Here is a 20,151-nt window from a genome sequence, read left to right as displayed (position 1 = left end):
CTTATTGAATTCCCAAATACTCCTTGATCCCAGCAACAATACCTTTGGCTACATTGTTCTGGAAATTTTCCGTAAACAATACAGCTTCATCACTCTTGTTGCTAAGGAATCCTCCCTCTAACAGCACCGCAGGCATCGTTGTTTCACGGGTTACGTGGAGACTGGCCATTTTTACTCCCCGGTCTTTTAAACCGGAAGACTTCACGAGATACTTGTGCATAATATTAGCCAGTTCCTTACTAACCGAGCGGGAATAAAAAGTTTCTACCCCCGTTGCCGCGACAGGGCCGCTATTCGCATGAATGGAGATGAAGATATCTGCATTTATGTTCTGTGCAACCTTCACACGTTCTTTCAGTGCGAGAAATGTATCATCACTACGTGTTAATACGACATCGATCTGAGGCTCTTTTTTCAGAAGTGCCTCCACTTTTAATGCCATGGCAAGATTGAAATCTTTTTCTCTTTTGCCTGTAACACCAATCGCTCCAGGGTCTTGATCTCCGTGCCCCGCATCGATGACTACAACTTTCTTGCCATTCCCACCAACGGGCGGAGCAGGTGTGCTACCTTGATTGTTTAGATCAATGATGAGCAATCCTGAATCGTTCTGCACACTGTACCCTTTGGCGCCTGTCAGATCAATAACAAACCGAATGGTAGAAGGACTGTTGCTATATAAGGAATAACGAATTTGAGACACATCTGGATAACCGTTAACAACGAGTTGACCATTTTGATTGCTATCCAGCGCCTGACCTTGACTAAACGAATCCGCAAAAGCCGTATTTGGCAGATCAATTACAATTCGATCCGGGCCGTTCATCGTAAATACGTTCGGCTTTGTGCTTCCACTTGTAGCAATCATGAAACGGTTGTCGCTAAAGCTAATGCCGTTCACTTGTACAAGACCTTCCTGACTCGATCCTCCGCCATCGTTACCAGAGTTCGGGGGAGTGGTTGTCCCGTTTCCGGAACCTGCATTCTGGGTAACTAATGTTACCGTCTTCGTGGTGTTGTTCCAACCCACCTTAAGACCCATTTGCTCTCCGATGAAACGGAGTGGTACTAAAGTCGTACCATTTTTTACGAGGGGCGGGGCATCCAGGTCTACGTTACTGCCGTTCACTGTTGCCGTCTTCTGTCCAACAATCATCTGCATGGCAGTGTTGTCTTTGCTAATCGTCACCGTTTGCGACTGTTGTTTCCAATCGACAGAGTATCCCAAACTTTCGGAAACCGTACGAATCGGGACCATCACCTTACCATTGATGTTATCCGCTTTCGCATCCGAAGGCTGTACGATCTCATTCCCGTCTAGGATAATTTTCGTGTCTGCTGCTGCATGACTATAGCCCGGGAAAACGAGCCCAAAGACAAATAACAGTACCAAAAAACCGAACTTCTTCATCCTTCACCCCTACCAATCTCATATTTTTTTGCCGCATGTTGTAGGCTTGCAACTTTCACTGCGCACTTGGGCATTACCAGACACCTATTAGACGTCTCCCAATCTCAAAAGTTGCGAATATATTCCAACATAACAGAAAAAAAACGTTGTCAGATCAAGCTTTTTTTACATTTTAATGTCTTATTTTTTCCTAATTTATCAATTATGCATCTTGAAACAACGGACTTCCCTACTCTGCATATTTACGAAAAATCCCATTCTACAAACTCAAATAATCTAAAATTCCGTCGACAATCGCTTGAGCACACTGATCCTGATATGACTCTGTAAGCATCAGAGCTTCATCGGTTGGATTGCTCAAAAAACCCAATTCAAGGAGTACAGCCGGCATCGATGTTTCCCGAGTCACGTGCAGACTCGCCACTTTTACGCCGCGATCTTTAAGTCCTGTAACAGGTAATACGTGCTTGTGAAGGATTTCCGCTAAACTTTTACTTTCTTTTCGTGTGTACAATGTTTCTATCCCGTTTGGAACCGGAGTTGTGAATTTGTTTCCATGAATGGACACAAACAGATTCGCCTGGTTCAGCTTCGCTATATCCACACGTTGTTGTAAGGAAAGTTCTGTATCATCCTGACGTGTAATCACGGTCTGAATGTTGGCATGCTGTTCCAGAAGCGCCTTCACTTTAAGTCCTACCGCTAGATTAAAATCTTTTTCGTAAGCACCTGATACACTGACTGCGCCAGACTGACGTCCACCATGTCCAGGGTCAATAACAATCACTGTTTTACCGTTATTCTCCGGTAAGGCTGGCTGACTACCCGATGTTCCATTCGTAGCTGAGAGATCAACGAGCAACACGTTATTCTCTCCAAGTGACCAGTTTGCTGTTGTACTTTGATTTAGATCCAAAACCACTCGCACCGTCGATGGCGACTGGCTGAACATGGCAAATCGGACTTTAGAAACAAGAGATGAGTCCATGACATCGATTTGCCCACTTCCGTCCGGATTCGAAGCCTGTCCCTGTACAAATGTCTGTGAAAAGGTTGTATTCGGCAGATCTACAATAATCCGCTCAGGCCCGCTAATACTAGACACTTTAGGGCTGATGTTTCCATTTGTCGCAACGATTAAACGGTCTCCGCTGTAACTTATGCTTTGCAGTTCCGTCAAACCAACCGGGGCAGGAGTCACCACCGGATCACTGTCAGGCTCCGTATCTACTACAGGTGGAATACTAAACAGGCTAACCGTTTTAGTACCATTGTCCCATCCTACCTGTAGTCCCATGCCCTCACCTACAAAACGCAAAGGTACTAGTGTTGTACCCTGTTTAATCAAGGGAGGTGCATCCAGATTGACGACATTTCCATTAATCGTAGCTGCATCTTTGCCAGCCGTCATCTCGATGGAGCTTTTGCCTCGCTGAACGTGCACCGTTTGCGTTGCCTGTTCCCATTTCACGTCATAACCCAGGTTTTCGGATACAATCCGAATCGGAACCATGACCGTTTTCCCAATATTCTCTGCGGGTGCTCCTACTTTTTGGTCAATGGTGACTCCATCAAGCACGATCGAAGGCGCACGGTCTGCATGAGCCATCACTGGGAAAAGACAAAGGAACAGAAAAAAAATGACTGCTGCCGACCATTTCTTCATTCGTCATCCACCATTCTAGTTAAGTTATGTAGATTTGAGGCCTGATTCACTACCTGTATTACGCTATGTACCCTTCCATAATCTACTATCCAGTCTATCAGATAATGTCTAGTGATCCGGTTACAACGTTGTCATATTTAGTCGGAAAATAACAAATTAAAGAAGCCTCCATCTTGAGCAAAGGAACGTGAACATTCCTTGTCCAGATGGAGGCTTGGTGTTTAATCACTCTATTCAGCCAAAAAGTTTAGCCGCATGGCGCTCTTCATAGGCAGTAATCGCATCATCATGTTGAAGTGTCAGACCGATGTCATCCAGTCCTTGCAACAGGAATTGACGACGGTGTTCGTCCAGATCAAAATCGATATGCAATCCGTGTGCGTCTGTAATCGTTTTATTTTCCAGATTCACATTCATCTCATAATTTTCATGCTTTGCTGTACGCTGGAACAAGTCTTCTACCTGCTCTTCGGACAGTTTAATCGGCAAAATTCCATTTTTGAAACAGTTGTTATAGAAGATATCCGCAAAAGATGGTGCAATGACACAACGGAATCCATAATCCATAATTGCCCATGGTGCATGCTCACGGGAAGACCCGCAACCAAAATTAGCACGAGAAATTAGAATTGATGCTCCTTCATAACGAGGCTTGTTCATTTCGAAGGAAGGATTGTTGTTTCCCTCTTCATCAAAACGCCATTCGTAGAACAAAAACTGTCCAAATCCGGTGCGTTCAATCCGCTTCAAAAATTGTTTCGGGATAATTGCGTCTGTATCTACATTGACCCGGTCTACCGGTGCCACGATGCCTTGCAGTGTTTGAAATGCTTCCATATGTTCCGTTCTCCCTTCTGGCGATTATCGCTTAGATCGCTGCTTCTGTTTTGAAATTCCAGTCACGTACGTCTACAAAATGACCTTTAACCGCTGCCGCTGCCGCCATTGCTGGTGACACCAGATGCGTCCGTCCTCCGCGTCCTTGACGCCCTTCAAAGTTACGGTTGGAAGTAGATGCACAACGTTGTCCCGGCTTCAGTACGTCCGGATTCATCGCAAGGCACATACTGCATCCTGCGTCACGCCATTCAAAACCAGCTTCAGTGAAAATTTTGTCCAAACCTTCTTCTTCCGCCTGGATTTTAACACGTCCGGAGCCTGGTACAACAATAGCAGTTACATTACTGGAAACGGTGTGACCTTGGGCCACTTTTGCCGCTGCACGCAGATCTTCAATCCGTCCATTCGTACAAGAACCGATAAATACATAATCAATCGGAATCTCTGCAATCGGTGTTCCAGGTGTAAGTCCCATATATTCAAGCGCTTTTTCAGCCGCTTTACGCTCATTTTCTGTAGGCAGTTCTGCTGGTACAGGAACTTTGGAAGAAATATCGGTTCCCATGCCTGGGCTAGTACCCCAGGTTACTTGTGGGATCAGTGATTCCACATCAATTTCAACGACATGGTCAAACTCAGCACCTTCATCCGTCACAAGCTCTTTCCATGCTGCAACAGCTTCATCAAACTTAGCACCTGTAGGAACATACTCGCGTCCACGCAGATATTCAAACGTTGTTTCATCCGGAGCGATCAGTCCTGCTCTTGCTCCACCTTCAATGGACATGTTACATACAGTCATACGCTCTTCCATGCTCAGTTCACGGATGGATTCCCCTGTATACTCGATAACATAACCTGTTGCAAAGTCTGTGCCGTACTTGGCAATGACCGCAAGGATCATGTCTTTCGCCGTAACACCCGGGTTACGTTTGCCGACAAAACGAACTTCCATCGTTTTTGCTTTTGCTTGCTGCAAACATTGTGTTGCCATAACGTGTTCCACTTCACTTGTTCCGATACCAAATGCAAGTGCACCAAATGCCCCGTGAGTAGATGTGTGGCTGTCGCCGCATACAATCGTTTTACCTGGATGAGTCAGGCCCAGCTCAGGTCCCATAACGTGTACTACACCTTGGTCAATCGTGTCCAGATCGTACAACTTCACGCCGAAATCACGGCAGTTCTGAGACAGTGTGTCAATTTGCTGTTTGGAGATCGGATCTGTAATGTTGAAACGATCCTTCGTTGGCACGTTGTGATCCATCGTTGCAAATGTCAGCTCTGGACGGCGAACTTTACGCCCGCTCAGACGAAGTCCTTCAAATGCTTGCGGAGATGTTACTTCGTGCACAAGATGAAGGTCAATATACAGAATGCTTGGTTTTCCTTCTTCCTGATGAATTACGTGATTTTCCCAAATTTTCTCAAACATCGTTTTTTTACTCATCATTTTCACCTCATCATAAGTTCGGTCCTTGGAAGAGCTTCGTGCATCTTTGTCTAAAAGTGAAGCTCTTGAATGACCTAAATATATCACCCCGTCCTTCATTGTTCCAAGATATAATATCTATAGATGTGATAGGTTTAACCTATAATAAGACAAACAGCAATAAACCACTGTAGAATACAGAGGTTTTAATTGATAACAATTATCATTATCATGTATAACTTATACTACGTGCATGTCTTGGCCCTGTCAATGCTTTAATTTCTCTTTTTGAATTCTTGTCCGGGCCATGCTTCCCTGATAAGAATAACGAACCCGTGCTCATTAATGTTATAATAACGGCATCAATGAAAGGAATGACGTATCATTATGGAATTCAGACAACTTCAATATACACTACAGATTGCTGCTGAACGGAACTTCTCAAGAGCCGCAGAAAAATTACATATTGCCCAGCCTTCACTCAGTCAGCAACTGTCCAAGCTGGAGAAGGAACTTGGCGTATTGCTTTTTCAGCGGAATACCAGCACTGTTGAGCTGACACACGCGGGAGTTACTTTTGTTGAACAGGCCCAAAAGATTGTGGATGCCATGGAGCTGTTGCGTCAGGAAATGTCGGATATCTCGCAGCTTCGCAAAGGAAAGGTTGTTGTAGGCAGTATGCCGATTACCGGTTCTCATCTGCTTCCGCATGTGCTCCCAGCCTTTCAGCAAGCGTACCCCGACATCGAAGTAACTTTATTAGAAGATTCCGGGATTACACTCGAAAAGTTAACAGCCAGCGGCAAAGCTGACCTCAGCCTGCTCTCTCTACCTTTGCAGGAGTCCAGTTTGTCTTATGTCAAGATTGGCGAGGAACGTATAGATTTGGCTGTACCGCCGAACCACCCTTTGGCTCATCGGGGAACCCCGGGCCATCTGCAGCCTGTGCGGATTGATGAGCTTCGGGATGAACCCTTTGTTGTATTAAAAAAAGGACAGGGCTTCCGCAAGCTGACGTTTGATCTCTGCGAACAGGCCGGTTTTGACCCGCAGGTGGTTTTTGAGAGCACCAACATTGAAACATTGCAATCTCTGGTGGCAACAGGCATGGGCATCACTCTGGTTCCCCGTTTTATCGCCCGTGCACCCCGCAGTGAGTTCGTGCCTGTATATGTCCCACTTGCCGATCCAACGCCAAGTCGTACACTTGTCGTCGCTTATCGTCAAGGGCGCGTCCTATCCAAGGCAGCCGAAGCTTTTATACAGACTTTTCGACAAACCGTTGCCGAGCTTTCCAAAACAGATTAAACCGATGCTGTAACAAGTTAGTGGATTTATGATTTGCATTGTGTAATCACAAGTTGACGAGAACACTTATAAGCTCTTACCAAAAAAGCCGTCCACATAGTCTAATGACTACGGGACAGCTTTTTTCGTTTACAGACCAGCTGAACAACTGACCCACAAACAATGTAGCATCTTTTGTTACAGCACAATGTTGCTTGTTAATACATAAAATTATGGCAAGTAAGCACTCGCTATTCACGCATCAACCTTCATTTCACTGTCACTGTCATACCATTTAACTTGTCTTGTCTCAAATAATTGCATATATATCATAGCTTATCTAGCATGTCTCACATCATCTTAATACATAACCTTCAGTTATTCTGCGCAAGCATGATTCTATCCTTTACCTTCGCAGATTACGATCACTTGTCAGCCTGTTCTGTTGATCCATGGCACGGCCTTCTTCCTGCGAATTCTCAGGGGGTGACAAGCCTCCTGTCCCATTCTCTAAGAATGCTCTCAAGTGATCTACCCTTCTGTTGCCTTGTTCCAGTCTCCTGAGCGTATCTTTCACATGGTTATCCATTGATTGATCATCCTCCTTGGTGACGGGATAGTTATAATTACCCGCCTCCTGGAGCGATAAACAGCATATGCCATTTTTTTTAGAGAAAAACTATTTCCCGCTAAAATAAATGCTTGGTCTGCGATCCTCAAACACCGGGATACGTCCACGGACTTCGTCAACCAAACCAGGGCGGATGACTCCAGATACAATCTCTTCGCCTTCACCGCCTTCAGCTACGATCTCTCCCCAAGGGTCGATGATCAAGGAGTGTCCAAAAAATTCAGTGTCTCCCCCTTTGCCGACGCGGTTACACGCAATAACATACATCTGGTTCTCGATAGCCCGAGCAGTCAATAATGTGCGCCAGTGATGCAGACGAGGATTAGGCCATTCAGCAGGCACAATTAATGCACGTGCACCATTCAGAGCGAGGGTTCGAGCTAATTCTGGAAACCGAATATCATAACAGATCGATGCCCCCGCCGTCAGACCGTTGCCGAGTTCAAACATTTCAGGCTGTGCACCCGGCTCCAAGTATTTTTCTTCATCCATCAGACGAAACAAATGAAGTTTATCATACCGTGATACTTCTGTTCCTTCCTCATTATAGGCATACATCGTATTGTAGATCTGTCCGTCACGCTTCTCGGCAATCGAACCGCCTACGATGGAGATTTGATGTTTTCTCGCAAAAGCAGACAGCCATTCTCTTGACGTCTTCCCTTCCGGGTCAGCAAGCTCGTGAATTTGCGGCAAAGCATATCCGGTGTTCCACATTTCGGGAAGCACGGCCAGCTTTGCATCCGGATATTGCTCCACTGCGCGTTCAAGCAACCTCTGCATATGTTGATGGTTAGCTTCCGGATCTCCCAGTTTAATATCCCCTTGAATCAAAACAACCCGCATTTCCCCTTGTTCAGTCATGACCCAACACTCCTCCGAACTGTAATACTTGATATCATAGCTTGATCCCTAGAAAATTCGCAACCGTATTAGCTCAGATGACTACCTAACAGTTCAGGTAACCTCTCCAGCAACTGGTCACATATCTGTGCATCACCTGAATTCCAGGCCAGTTCCTCCAAAGGATACACACGCCCTTGTCTTACAGCCGTAAGAGCTCTCCACTCTGGACTCTGTATCAGTTTCTCTGTCGCCTGCCGTGCATCTGGCTCCTGAGGTAGCATGAGGAACAGATGATCTCCAGCATATTCTTGAACCGTATCAGCCGAAATCTCTTTGTATGCTCTGCCTGCTGCAAGAGCTTCCTGCACCTTATGAACAGGCCTGAAACCAAATGGGTGATATAATAATGGCGCAAGTCCGATATTTCCCATCACAAACAAGCGAGCTCCCCGGTGGTATGTGAGTACTGAGGCTGTTTCTCCCAGATGAATTATTTTGTTAATCTTCTCCCACATCTGCAATGTACGTTCTTCATACGAACTCAGCCATCGCTCGGCTTGTTTCTGCCTGCCAAACCAGTCCCCTACTCTCGTCAAACGTTCATGAAGAGGCGCATGCGAATTGTAAGCCAGCGTAGGCGCAATGCGCGTTAATTGCTCATACTGATGCTCATCTTCACTGTCTATAATGATCAGATCCGGCTTCAAACGAATCGTCTTTTCAACATTGATCGGAGTGCCTGCATTATACTCCTCATCCTCAATTAAATGGATATCTAATACTCGCAAATCTCCCGCAGTATCTCCATAATAGATCACTCGCTCTGGATTAGCGGGAATACGTACATCGTGTCCTAACCAATCCTGAACCAAGGTCTGCTGTTGAATAGATCTATCATACTGACGAGGAGATAGTCCGGTAATCTGGCGAAAACGTCTGTTAAAATAATATTCATCTTTGAATCCGACACGGCTCGCGATATCACGTAAAGGCTCATCTGTCTTGCGTAACCAATCTTTGGCATGCTGAATTCGAACATGATTGATGTAATCAAGCGGTTTCTGACCAGTACGTTGCTTGAACATTGTCGTGTATAGTTTAGGACGAACATCAGCCATATTCGCAAGCTTATGGACCGTGATTTCATCTCTGTAACACTCATCAATATACTGAATAGTCCGGGTTAACCTGGACTCCGAATTTGTATCAGTACCTTTTGTGGTATAACGAGTTATGATCCGTTCCATCCATCGCTGAAACCCCACATTTAGATTGCAATACTCCGCATCATTTTTATAATTCCGGGATGCAAACAATTCGACTAACACTCTGCTCACAGACTCATATGTAGCATCGTTGAACTGAGCGCGTTGCTGAAATAAAGGCGGTGAATACCACTTGAGATGGCCGGACAAAACCTGAAAAGCATCATATGCCATAACCGTATAAGTCAAATGGTTTGAATTCCTGTGTTCCAGCTGGTATGCCTCGCCCGGGGAAATCGGATAGATACAACCCGCAGTAAAAGGCCAGTATTCCTGGCCGATGTACAAGTGCCCTTCTCCTTCTTCACAGATTAAAAATGTATGTTTATCACACTGTACCTCCAGCATGATTTGATTAGATCGTTCTATTCGTCGCTCCAGATGCTCCAGCCGAAACATGAATGTCGAAAAAAATAACTTATCTTGATTCACATCCAACGTTTTCATGTTCATTTATCTCCTAGCATTACTGAGAATTATTATCATTAAAAACTCTATGGGCTCATTATAGTCTAGTACTAATCTTATATCTAGATCATTTTGTAATGAGCTCCTTACAGATAATTCGTATCAAAAAAGCGCTCAACCAAAGTTGATCGCTTTTGGGAATTTTAAGATTTCATTTGGTGGTGATTCGATTGTCGGATTCCCTTGAACTTCATCATTGAATCATCTGCTCAGGCAGCTCCTTCAATAACCATTCTCTGGACATCGCATCACCCGAAGCTTTGACAATATCAAAATGATACACCTTGCCAGCTTTAACGGCGGGCAGGTTTTTCCATACTGCGCTGTCCATCAATTCCTTGGTGGACTGCTTGGCATCTTCCGTTACTGGTTCAAGGATAAATATCCGATCACCAGCAATTTCTGTCATTTTTTCCGTAGAAATCTCCGCAAATCCCATTCCCTCATTCAATAACTTCTGGATTTCAGGTGTTGGTTCCATCCCATTCTTGCCATATAACAACTGAGGTAACCCGGCTCCAGCCATCACAAAAAGACGATTCCCCGGATACATCGTAAACACCGATGCTGTCTCTCCTTCTTTTAGGCCATGATCACGAAGCTTTTTCCACATTTGCTCTGTTGCAGTTTGATGCGCTGTAATCCAGTCCTCTGCCTCCTGTTTTTTGTTTAACAGATCGCCTAACGTTCGCATGCGCTCCTCCAATGTTGCGAATGAATCAAAGGTTACTGTAGGTGCGACTTTTGAGATCTGATCATACTGTGCTTCATCACTATTCGAAAAAATAATCAGATCCGGGCTCAGTCCAACGGCCCTCTCTACACTAAACGGAAATCCCACATCTTCCGAATCCGCGACCTGCTCGTCAAACACCATGCCTTCCTGCCGAAGTATGCCCACCGGGATAACGCCCAGTGCGACCAGATCCCCTGTAACTTCGCCATGATAGATTACACGTTGAGGAGTAACAGGCACAGTCACGGTATGACCTGTCCAATCTTTGAACTGTCTTGTCTGTCCGACGTTATCCTCATCTGCAGAAGTTTGTTTTCCGGTTTCTGTGTCTCCACTTGCCTGATTAACCGATACATTACCTGGATTCTCTGAAGCTGGTGCAGATGTCGATACCTCGTTTGAACATGCGAATAAAAGTACAGACAACGCTGTGACTGTCAATAAAAGGGCCGTATTTCGGAACTTGTTATGGAACTTGCTTTGCATCTCTATTTTTCCCCCTGTTTGATGTGCTCTCAAATTTTTTCAAATGATATTGATTATCATTATCGTAAAATATCTTAACTCATGGATTTTTTGATCTCAATGGATAAACTTGAATTTTGCTTTTCCCTTTTGTACAAAAATGTTCTTCCTCACATCTATCTCCCTCTATACAGCTCGGGATTGACGTGATAAATTAATGAGAACGTTTTGCCATATATGAACATCATGGAGTGATATATACGATGACGAATTCAGAACATAGATCTTCTCTTTCAGCCTTTCCAATCCCCTCTGCAAATGTCATGTCACAGTTGCCAACGCAATTTTTTGCGACCCTTGTTCAAAATGTGAACCGCGAGATTGCGAGCGGTCATGATGTCATTAATCTGGGGCAAGGTAATCCTGACACCCCTACTCCACCGCGTATTGTTCAATCTTTACAGCAATCGGCTGAAAATCCCTTTTATCATAAATATTCTCCGTTTCGCGGGTATGCCTTCCTGAAGGAAGCCGTTGCCAAACGTTACAAAGAAGATTACAACGTTGATCTTGATCCCGAGACCGAGGTCGCTATTCTATTTGGTGGCAAAACCGGACTGGTTCAATTACCTCAAGTCTTATTGAATCCCGGGGATGTATGTCTCGTTCCCGATCCAGGGTATCCTGACTATTGGTCAGGCGTTGCTCTCGCGCAGGCGCGTATGAGCTTTATGCCTCTATTGAAATCCAATGCATTTCTACCCGATTATGAAGCAATCTCCGCTGATGATCGGCAGAAGGCCAAGCTTATGTTCCTGAACTATCCCAACAACCCAACCTCGGCCACCGCTCCGCTATCCTTTTACGAGGACACTGTTGAATTTGCGATTCAGAATCAGATTGTCGTTGCCAGTGATTTTGCTTATGGTGCAATTGGATATGACGGGCGTCGTCCTGTCAGTTTCTTGCAAGCTCCAGGAGCCAAAGAGGTAGGCATCGAGTTCTACACCCTCTCCAAAACATATAATATGGCAGGATGGCGTGTCGGGTTTGCACTGGGGAATGCGGAGATCATCTCTAAAATCAATCTGCTACAGGATCATATCTATGTCAGCTTGTTTGGCGGTATCCAAGCTGCCGCTGCGGAAGCTCTGACAGGCCCGCAGGACTGTGTCACTTCACTGGTCAGACGATATGAATCTCGTCGTGATGCATTTTACGAGGCTCTTTCCGCGATCGGTTGGCAAGCGTCCAAGCCGGAAGGTTCATTCTTTGGATGGTTGCCTGTGCCGGAAGGATATACCTCCTCTGGTTTGGCTGAAATTCTGCTACGAGAAGCGAAGGTTGCTGTCGCGCCTGGTATCGGTTTTGGCTCCCACGGAGAAGGTTATGTACGCATAGGTCTTCTGAGTGATGAGCAACGACTGCGTGAAGCGGCGGAGCGAATTGGGAAGCTTCATCTTTTCAAATAAGTGAAAGCTGAACACATGGCTACAATCTCTTTGCATATGCCAACTTTCCATGGTATGTTATAAGAAATAGCAAACGAAACGTGATGACGGGACCAGTAAGAGAGAATCAGTTGCGCACAGAGAGTAAATTCCATCTGGCTGCAAGAATTTACCGCGGCTTCTCTCCGAAACCTACCCCTGAGCGGCCTGTTGTGTACAGGACAGTGCCTTCTGTTACAGGGCATGAGCCGGATGATCTGATCATGATCATCAATAAAGGTGGTACCGCGGAAGTAACGAACTTTCGTCCTTTTTTAACCAAAGGACGGGAGTTTTTTTTGTACCTAAGCAGACTGCTTCGCAATCACTGATTAATTATGTTTAAGGAAGTGAAATCATGACTTCACGTATTGTCGTTAAAATCGGAAGCAGCTCATTAACCACTGAAGAAGGCGGATTGGATCGCCAGGCGATATCCTTTTTCGCAGATGAAATGGCCTCGCTTGTTGCTCAAGGCCACGAAGTTCTGCTCGTCACTTCTGGTGCCGTTGCTGCCGGATTCCGGGAGATCGGGTACCCTCAGCGTCCCAAACAACTACATGAGAAACAAGCGGCTGCGGCGGTTGGGCAGGCTTTGCTGATGCAGGCATATCAACAGGCTTTTGCGGCGCACCGCGTTACTACAGCGCAAATCTTACTGACGCGTACCGACTTCCACAGCCGTAAACGCATGGGAAATGCGGGTATGACCGTAGAGGAACTGCTCAAGCAAGGGGTCATTCCGATTTTCAACGAAAATGATACCGTATCTGTCGACGAATTGAAATTCGGTGATAACGATCTGTTATCTGCGCTGGTTGCCAATCTGGTCAAGGCACAGCATCTGATCATCGTTACAGACACGAATGGGTTGTACACCGCTGATCCACGTAAAGATCCTACCGCGAAGCGATACGACCGTATACCTGAAATTACAGCCGAGATATATGCATATGCCGGCGGTTCGGGATCAGCTGTAGGCACAGGCGGTATGCGCTCCAAGGTGGATGCCGCCAAAGTCGCCACACGCGGAGGTGTTCCTGTTTTTGTAGGCAGTGTGAAAGAACCTGGGGACATGCAACTCGCTTTGGATGGAATCGGAAAAGGAACTTATTTTGAGACCAAGCTGGCTTCACTCTCTCGCAAAAAACAGTGGCTTGGCTTCATGTCCACTCCCCTTGGGACAGTTGTTGTTGATCATGGTGCTGAGGAAGCGCTCGTTCACGGTGGGCACAGTCTGCTTCCCGTAGGCGTAAAGCGAGTTCTGGGCACATTCCATGCGGGCGATGTGGTCGAAGTACTTGGCCCCGATGAGTCGCTACTCGGACGTGGCATCGTCAATTACGATGATGATCAGCTTCGTCAGATCGCGGGACTGCCAAGCGGCGAGGTCATGAAACAGCTGAACAGCATCCATAGACTTGAAGTGATTCATCGCGATGAATGGATTACCTTGAAATAATAGCTGAACTAGAGGAGGATTTAAGATGAGTGAAGTTAGAGAAAAAGCAAGTAAAGCCAAAGCTGTCGTCACCGAATTAAATCGGCTGAGTACGGAACAGAAGAACGCCGCACTGCGCACTATGGCTGACGCCTTAATTGCTTCGGCGGATGCCATCATTACTGCAAATGTGGAAGATCTGGATCGCGGCAGAGAACAAGGCACTCCTGAATCCATGCTGGATCGTCTGGCACTGAATAAAGAGCGTATCACAGGCATCGCTGAAGGTTTACGTCAGATCGCGGAATTACCCGATCCTGTGGGCGAAGTGCTGGAAACTTTTACACGTCCGAATGGCCTGCACATCGAAAAATCAAGAGTTCCGATTGGCCTGATTGGCATTATTTATGAAGCTCGTCCTAACGTGACGGTTGACGCTGCAGGCCTTTGTCTCAAAACAGGCAATGCTGTACTTCTGCGCGGTGGCTCTTCTGCGCTCTCCTCCAATCGAAAAATTGTTGAGGTGCTACATCAAGCTCTGGCAACTACGGCAATGCCTGCAGATGCACTTCAGTTGGTAGAAGACGCAGACCGTGCTTCCGTTGACGAAATGCTCAAGCTGAACGGACTGCTGGACGTTATCATCCCACGTGGTGGTGCTTCACTAATTCGCACTGTCGTAGCGAACGCAACCGTACCGGTCATTGAGACGGGTGCTGGCATCTGTCATACCTATGTGGATGAATCAGCGGACGAAGCCATGGCAACCGATATTGCTATCAATGCCAAAGCACAGCGCCCATCGGTATGTAACTCTATGGAAACCTTGCTACTACATGCGAACTATGCAGAAAAGCATCTCCCAACTCTGGCTGAGCGCTTCCGTGAAGCAAGTGTCGTTCTAAAAGGTTGTGAAACGGTGCGTCGCCTTGTTCCGACAGCTGCCCAGGCCACAGAGGAAGATTACGCAACCGAGTATAACGATTATATTTTGAACATCCGCGTTGTAGAAAATCTGGATGAAGCCCTGCAGCATATTGCACACTATGGAACGAAGCATTCCGAATGCATTGTGACCCGTGATGCCGCGCATGCAGAACGGTTTATGCAAGAAGTTGATGCGGCGGCTGTCTATCATAATGCTTCCACTCGTTTCACCGATGGATTCGAATTCGGATACGGTGCCGAGATTGGAATCAGTACACAGAAGTTGCATGCACGGGGCCCAATGGGGCTACCTGCACTGACGTCAAGTAAATACCGGATTACAGGCAATGGTCAGATTCGTCAATAATTTTTGAGCAACCAGTTATATAGGAGGAACGATATACATGAGCCAAGAGCAACAGACACTACTACAACAAAAGATTACTTTCCACGGAGCAGGTGCGATGGCTGAAGCCATCGTGCGTGGGCTCATTTCCCGCCTTGTCGTTCGTCCTCAGGATATTACGATGCTGAATCGCAGCAACTTGAAACGTCAGGAGGAACTGAGCACCCGTTATGCCGTGCATACCGGAACAGCCTCAAAATCAATGGATATCCTTTCCTCTTCCCCTGTGATTGTGCTGTGTATGAAACCCAAAGATGCCGCGGCGGCGCTTCGTGAACTGGGACCCCTGTTGTCTCCAAACCAGCTAATCGTATCCGTTATAGCTGGACTATCGATCCGTACGATGCAGAGCCTGCTTGGCCGTAAACAGCCGATTGCAAGAACGATGCCTAACACCTCCAGCTCCATTGGACTTGGTGCCACTGGACTTGCTTTCTCTGCGGAGATTACCGATGAACAGCGTAGTACAGTCATGTCCCTTTTCGAAGCTGTAGGCATCGTAACGATTGTGCCAGAAGACAAACTCGAAGTGCTTACGGGTATTTCCGGCAGCGGACCTGCTTATGTATACTACCTAATGGAAGCCATGATTGCAGCCGGAATCCGCGGCGGATTGTCTGGTCAACAGTCTCGTGATCTAACCGTTCAGACGGTGCTTGGTGCAGCGCGCATGGTGCAACAGACGGGCATGGAACCGATGAAACTGCGCAGTGATGTAACCTCGCCTGGAGGTGCAACACAGGCAGCTCTGAAAACGTTGGATGAAGGAGACTTCTTTGAAAATGTCATTGCGGCCGTGAGCCGCTGTGCAGAACGTTCTCGCGAGATGGGAGCTGCGTTGGAAGGAGATTTAAAACATGAATAACATGTGTACTGCCACATATCGTCTGCATGATGATCATGCCGATTTTCACAAAAAAGCTCATTCGATTGCCATAGGTATGACCGTGGGCAGTTGGACGGAGCTACCTCAGGCGCAGCGGGAAGCCATGCAAAAACATCTGGGTGAAGTGATCAAGGTCGAGGTACACGAAGCGGAAGGATTAGCACCTGGAGAACGTTATGCAGATATCACCATTGGATACCCGGATATTAACTTTAGTCAAGATATCCCAGCTTTGCTTGTCACCGTTTTTGGCAAAATCTCGATGGACGGACGTATCAAGCTGAATCATCTCGGATTTTCAGATAACTTCTTGCGCGCTTTCCCGGGACCGAAGTTTGGACTGAGCGGTGTGCGGGATCTGCTTGGAGTTCATGATCGTCCTTTGCTGATGAGTATTTTCAAATCGGTTATTGGACTGAATGCCGAAGAACTGCGGGAGCAGTTTATCCGTCAGGCTCTTGGGGGCGTTGATCTGATCAAAGACGATGAAATCCTGTTTGAGAACAAGCTTACACCGATTGAAAAAAGAGTTGAGGTCTGCATGAAGGCTGCCGAACAGGCTCGCCAAGAAACAGGCAAAAAACTTCTGTACGCCACCAATTTGACGGGACCTACCTCCCGTTTGAAACAACAAGCTGAACGTGCGATCAGTGCAGGTGCGAATGCGTTACTCTTCAATGTGCTCTCCTATGGTTATGATGTGTTGCATGAACTAAGCAGTGATCCTGACATTAACGTGCCAATCATGGCTCACCCGGCACTTGCCGGTGCTTTGTATCCATCACCGCATTACGGTATTTCTGCGTCTGTTGTATTGGGACAGTTGATGCGTCTCGCCGGTGCTGATCTCGTGCTCTTCCCTTCACCTTACGGTTCGGTTACGATGCCGAAGGAAGAAAATATGGCGATCACTGAGCAATTGCTCACATCTGATCTACCTGTAAGAACGAGTATGCCCGTGCCTTCAGCAGGAATTCATCCAGGACTTGTTCCGATGATTCTGAGAGACTTCGGCAAGGATGTGATCGTCAATGCCGGCGGAGGAATTCACGGACATCCCATGGGAACCGAAGCAGGTGGACGTGCGTTCTTGCAAGCCATTGAAGCCGCTGGGCGCTCCATTCCACTGGCCGAGTATGCTTCCGAGCACCCCGAGCTGAAAAGCGCACTTGATCTGTGGGGTGGAGAACGATGAGATCAGATAAGAAAACAGCAATTTTCTGTGATTTTGATGGAACCATTACGCTCTCAGACAACATTGTCGCCATTATGAAACACTTCAAACCAGAAGGTATCGATGCCATCATGAAAGACACGATTGAACAAAAAATATCTCTTCGCGAAGGGGTGGGAGCCATGTTTGCTCTCCTGCCTTCCTCGCAAAAAGATGAAATTGTTGAATTTGTTCTTGGACAAGCAGGCATTCGTGAAGGATTCCAAGCATTTCTGGAGTATGTTCGCAGTGAGGACATCGAATTTAATGTGACCAGCGGTGGCATGGACTTCTTCATTGAGCCCTTACTCGCCCCCTTCGACATTCCGCAGGATCATGTATACTGTAACGGTGCAGATTTCTCCGGTGAACACATTCGCATTGAATGGCCGCATCCCTGTCAGCCCCCTTGCAACAACGGTTGCGGGATGTGTAAAACGACCGTAATTCGTACGTTTCCGGAAGAACAGTATAACCGGATTCTGATCGGAGACAGTCTAACAGATTTCGAAGGAGCTAAAATCGCTGATCTGGTCTACTCCCGCTCCATTCTGACGGATAAATGTGTGGAACTTGGTGTAGATCATGTGCCTTTTACGACCTTTTATGACATCATCGAAGATATGAAGCAGAAGCAATTACAAGGAGTGCTGTAAAGATGGCTTTTGAAAAGATTACACTGGAACACAAACGTCAGGTTCTGGAGGAACTGGCGGATGTCAAAGCTTTATTTGCAAGCCGGAACTGGTTTCCCGGCACAAGTGGCAACCTGTCGATGCGGGTAGGTGAATTCGACCCGGAACAATTTTATTTTGCGGTGACGGCCTCAGGCAAAGACAAGTCCCTGCGTACGCCGGAAGATTTCCTTTTTGTTGATAAGGAAGGCAAAGCGATCGAAGCGACTACGTTGAAGCCGAGCGCCGAAACGTTGATTCACTGTGAAATCTATCGTTTAACCGGTTGTGGCGCGGTATTCCATGTGCATACGGTGTTTAACAACCTCATCAGCGAATTTTTCGGTGAAGATGGTCATGTGCCGATTCAAGGTATTGAATTGATCAAAGCCTTTAACATTTGGGAAGAAAATGCAGCCATTCGTGTTCCTGTTCTGCCCAACTTCGCACATATTCCTTCCATCGCTGAATTGGTACCGGGTGCACTAGACGCTAATGTTCCTGGAATTCTGCTGCGTAACCACGGGATTTATGCGTGGGGTAAGGATGCTTTTGAGGCGAAACGTCATCTGGAAGCTTTTGAATTTTTGTTCGAAGTGATGTACCGTCAGCTTTTGCTGAAAGGCGCACAAAAATAGATTATCACAAAAACACACCAGCGGCTTGAGATCAGCCCTGGTGTGTTTTGCTTTTTATACTGTTTCTTGTAAACGAATCATCGTTTATCTCGATCCTTGAATAAAAAGAGACTTTCCAATTCATCATCCTTCGTATGGTTTGCATTGGCCATGGATGCCTCAGCAGTAGACTCACGCTGTTTTCCAAATAACAACTTTAACCCACCAAAGATGAGCAAAAAGGAAACGATAACTGTGTTCAAATACGAACGAATCTCATACGTCAGGAACACATTCGGAAACATCTCGTTTAATTGCGGAATAATCAGGCGGATCGTTAAATAGTACAAACCGAGAGCCGCGATTCCCATTCCGATAAAACGCTGATGTCGAACCCAGTCTTTGAAGACCGGCTGATCATTAAGCGGTTCACGTCCATACCGACTTGAGCATTGAAGTCCGTCAAAGAAGCTATAGAACCAGATCAGTGGAATCATAAACAGGAACACAGATAAACGAAGCAGGTCCAGAATGTAGATGCTACCAAGGAACAAAAACATAAGTTGCAGACCTCTTTTTTGCAATCCGAGATACATATGCCCCGCACCCGGAAAAGCGGAGAGCAGTGTGGCCAGCACTTTGCTGCGCTTGCCCATAATTCTGCCTGTCTCGAGCTCTTCAAATAACGTTCGATCCTGTAACACTTCACCAGCCTGCTTGCGATGTACATGCTGGACCGCATCGAACATGCAGTACACCCAGATTACAGGCAGAATGAGCAAAAACATCAAAAATATAGATTCGTTTGTAATGGCGGATACGAACACCATCATGGCGAATGAACCAAAAAATGCGATCAAAAAGGATAAGCCCCGGTGAAGCAATCCAAGATGTAAATGTCCAAGACCAGGCACAAATGAAAGCAAAATGGTGAAAAAACGCTCCCCTTCACTTCCCTTACGGTACATGGGGTGAGGTCCCGTATAGGTTGCCCCATCAGGAAATCCACCATATTCATGCTCACCCTCAGCACCCTGGCGATGCATGTCATTCTGATTTATAGCCCCCATTGGTCCTTGTTCTCTAACATAACCCTCTGGATAGGTGGAACCTTGATGATGTTCAGGATGACCATAATGCATACCTTGTCCGTTGTAATACATTTCTCGGACGGAAGGTGCAGAGAGCAACACAATAATCATGTCTAGCATACTGAGACACCAGATAAAGATCACACCTAATAATCCAAAGACTAGTAGATCCTTATCACCGACCAAATAGGTCAACATGACAAAACCAATGCCCGTTCCAAAAAATAATAACGGGTAAACTACAGCTCGGGCCGTTCGCCGCCAATAGAGGAACCCAAGCCCAGGGAACAGATTTAATAAAAATGCAAGTAATTTATTACGATCTGAATGCACAGTCGTCATCCTTTCTATTCAGGCCA

General features: G+C 46.4%; 17 protein-coding genes and 1 other annotated feature. Of the genes, 8 read left to right on the top strand and 9 right to left on the bottom strand.

All coding sequences use genetic code 11. The features are described from left to right. Position 1 precedes the first annotated feature (1 nt). The 4 genes from J2T16_RS00520 to leuC form a co-directional block, all read right to left on the bottom strand. Positions 2–1,411 (bottom strand): N-acetylmuramoyl-L-alanine amidase family protein, encoded by a 1,410-nt coding sequence (locus J2T16_RS00520; RefSeq protein WP_090917096.1) that lies wholly within the window; start codon positions 1,409–1,411, stop codon positions 2–4. Positions 1,412–1,670: 259 nt separating this feature from the next. Continuing rightward, positions 1,671–3,077, bottom strand: coding sequence for an N-acetylmuramoyl-L-alanine amidase family protein (locus J2T16_RS00515; protein WP_154957549.1), 1,407 nt, complete (start codon positions 3,075–3,077; stop codon positions 1,671–1,673). Positions 3,078–3,311: 234 nt separating this feature from the next. Then, complete coding sequence (gene leuD, locus J2T16_RS00510) at positions 3,312–3,914, bottom strand: 3-isopropylmalate dehydratase small subunit (RefSeq protein WP_090917100.1); 603 nt, start codon at positions 3,912–3,914, stop codon at positions 3,312–3,314. Between the two features lie 31 nt (positions 3,915–3,945). Beyond that, on the bottom strand, positions 3,946–5,367 hold the full coding sequence (gene leuC / locus J2T16_RS00505; protein ID WP_221788280.1) for a 3-isopropylmalate dehydratase large subunit: 1,422 nt from the start codon (positions 5,365–5,367) through the stop codon (positions 3,946–3,948). 369 nt (positions 5,368–5,736) lie between these two features. Here leuC and J2T16_RS00500 point away from each other — a divergent pair, with 369 nt between their 5' ends. Further along, positions 5,737–6,657, top strand: a complete 921-nt coding sequence (locus tag J2T16_RS00500) for a LysR family transcriptional regulator (protein ID WP_090917104.1) — start codon at positions 5,737–5,739, stop codon at positions 6,655–6,657. A gap of 385 nt (positions 6,658–7,042) precedes the next feature. On the opposite strand, the gene J2T16_RS00495 is transcribed toward J2T16_RS00500, so the two are convergent. The 4 genes from J2T16_RS00495 to J2T16_RS00480 form a co-directional block, all read right to left on the bottom strand. Continuing rightward, positions 7,043–7,225 (bottom strand): hypothetical protein, encoded by a 183-nt coding sequence (locus tag J2T16_RS00495; protein ID WP_090917106.1) that lies wholly within the window; start codon positions 7,223–7,225, stop codon positions 7,043–7,045. Positions 7,226–7,315: 90 nt separating this feature from the next. Then, a complete protein-coding gene (locus J2T16_RS00490) occupies positions 7,316–8,131 on the bottom strand; it encodes a carbon-nitrogen family hydrolase (RefSeq protein WP_221788217.1) in 816 nt (271 codons plus the stop codon). Between the two features lie 68 nt (positions 8,132–8,199). Beyond that, positions 8,200–9,825 carry an ABC transporter substrate-binding protein gene (locus J2T16_RS00485; RefSeq protein WP_336120212.1) on the bottom strand — a complete coding sequence of 542 codons (1,626 nt, stop codon included), beginning with the start codon at positions 9,823–9,825 and terminating at the stop codon, positions 8,200–8,202. Between the two features lie 214 nt (positions 9,826–10,039). Next, positions 10,040–11,068, bottom strand: a complete 1,029-nt coding sequence (locus tag J2T16_RS00480; protein ID WP_336120213.1) for an ABC transporter substrate-binding protein — start codon at positions 11,066–11,068, stop codon at positions 10,040–10,042. A gap of 242 nt (positions 11,069–11,310) precedes the next feature. Here J2T16_RS00480 and J2T16_RS00475 point away from each other — a divergent pair, with 242 nt between their 5' ends. The 7 genes from J2T16_RS00475 to J2T16_RS00445 all read left to right on the top strand — a co-directional run bounded on the left by J2T16_RS00475 (position 11,311) and on the right by J2T16_RS00445 (position 18,722). After that, on the top strand, positions 11,311–12,519 hold the full coding sequence (locus tag J2T16_RS00475; RefSeq protein WP_499017437.1) for a pyridoxal phosphate-dependent aminotransferase: 1,209 nt from the start codon (positions 11,311–11,313) through the stop codon (positions 12,517–12,519). A 74-nt stretch (positions 12,520–12,593) separates the two neighbouring features. Further along, positions 12,594–12,813, top strand: a binding site (T-box leader). An 82-nt stretch (positions 12,814–12,895) separates the two neighbouring features. Beyond that, positions 12,896–13,999: a glutamate 5-kinase gene (gene proB, locus J2T16_RS00470; RefSeq protein ID WP_090917119.1), complete on the top strand. Its 1,104-nt coding sequence runs from the start codon at positions 12,896–12,898 to the stop codon at positions 13,997–13,999. Between the two features lie 25 nt (positions 14,000–14,024). Then, positions 14,025–15,272, top strand: a complete 1,248-nt coding sequence (locus tag J2T16_RS00465) for a glutamate-5-semialdehyde dehydrogenase (protein WP_154957555.1) — start codon at positions 14,025–14,027, stop codon at positions 15,270–15,272. Between the two features lie 37 nt (positions 15,273–15,309). Next, a complete protein-coding gene (gene proC, locus J2T16_RS00460) occupies positions 15,310–16,176 on the top strand; it encodes a pyrroline-5-carboxylate reductase (protein WP_336120217.1) in 867 nt (288 codons plus the stop codon). Next, on the top strand, positions 16,169–17,392 hold the full coding sequence (locus J2T16_RS00455; protein ID WP_336120218.1) for a 2,3-diketo-5-methylthiopentyl-1-phosphate enolase: 1,224 nt from the start codon (positions 16,169–16,171) through the stop codon (positions 17,390–17,392). The genes proC and J2T16_RS00455 overlap by 8 nt, the downstream gene beginning before the upstream one ends. Next, the gene (locus tag J2T16_RS00450; RefSeq protein ID WP_154890591.1) at positions 17,389–18,066 is read left to right on the top strand and encodes a 2-hydroxy-3-keto-5-methylthiopentenyl-1-phosphate phosphatase; all 678 of its coding nucleotides are present in this window, start codon (positions 17,389–17,391) and stop codon (positions 18,064–18,066) included. Before J2T16_RS00455 ends, J2T16_RS00450 begins: the two co-directional genes overlap by 4 nt. Positions 18,067–18,068: 2 nt before the next feature. Next, the gene (locus J2T16_RS00445; protein WP_336120219.1) at positions 18,069–18,722 is read left to right on the top strand and encodes a methylthioribulose 1-phosphate dehydratase; all 654 of its coding nucleotides are present in this window, start codon (positions 18,069–18,071) and stop codon (positions 18,720–18,722) included. A gap of 77 nt (positions 18,723–18,799) precedes the next feature. Here J2T16_RS00445 and J2T16_RS00440 read toward each other — a convergent pair whose 3' ends face one another. Further along, positions 18,800–20,134, bottom strand: coding sequence for a multi-tm2 domain protein (locus J2T16_RS00440; protein ID WP_336120220.1), 1,335 nt, complete (start codon positions 20,132–20,134; stop codon positions 18,800–18,802). Positions 20,135–20,151: the final 17 nt, after the last annotated feature.

The organism is Paenibacillus intestini, from assembly GCF_030803945.1.
Classification (GTDB): domain Bacteria; phylum Bacillota; class Bacilli; order Paenibacillales; family Paenibacillaceae; genus Paenibacillus; species Paenibacillus polysaccharolyticus.
This window is presented reverse-complemented; position numbering and strand designations above follow the sequence as displayed.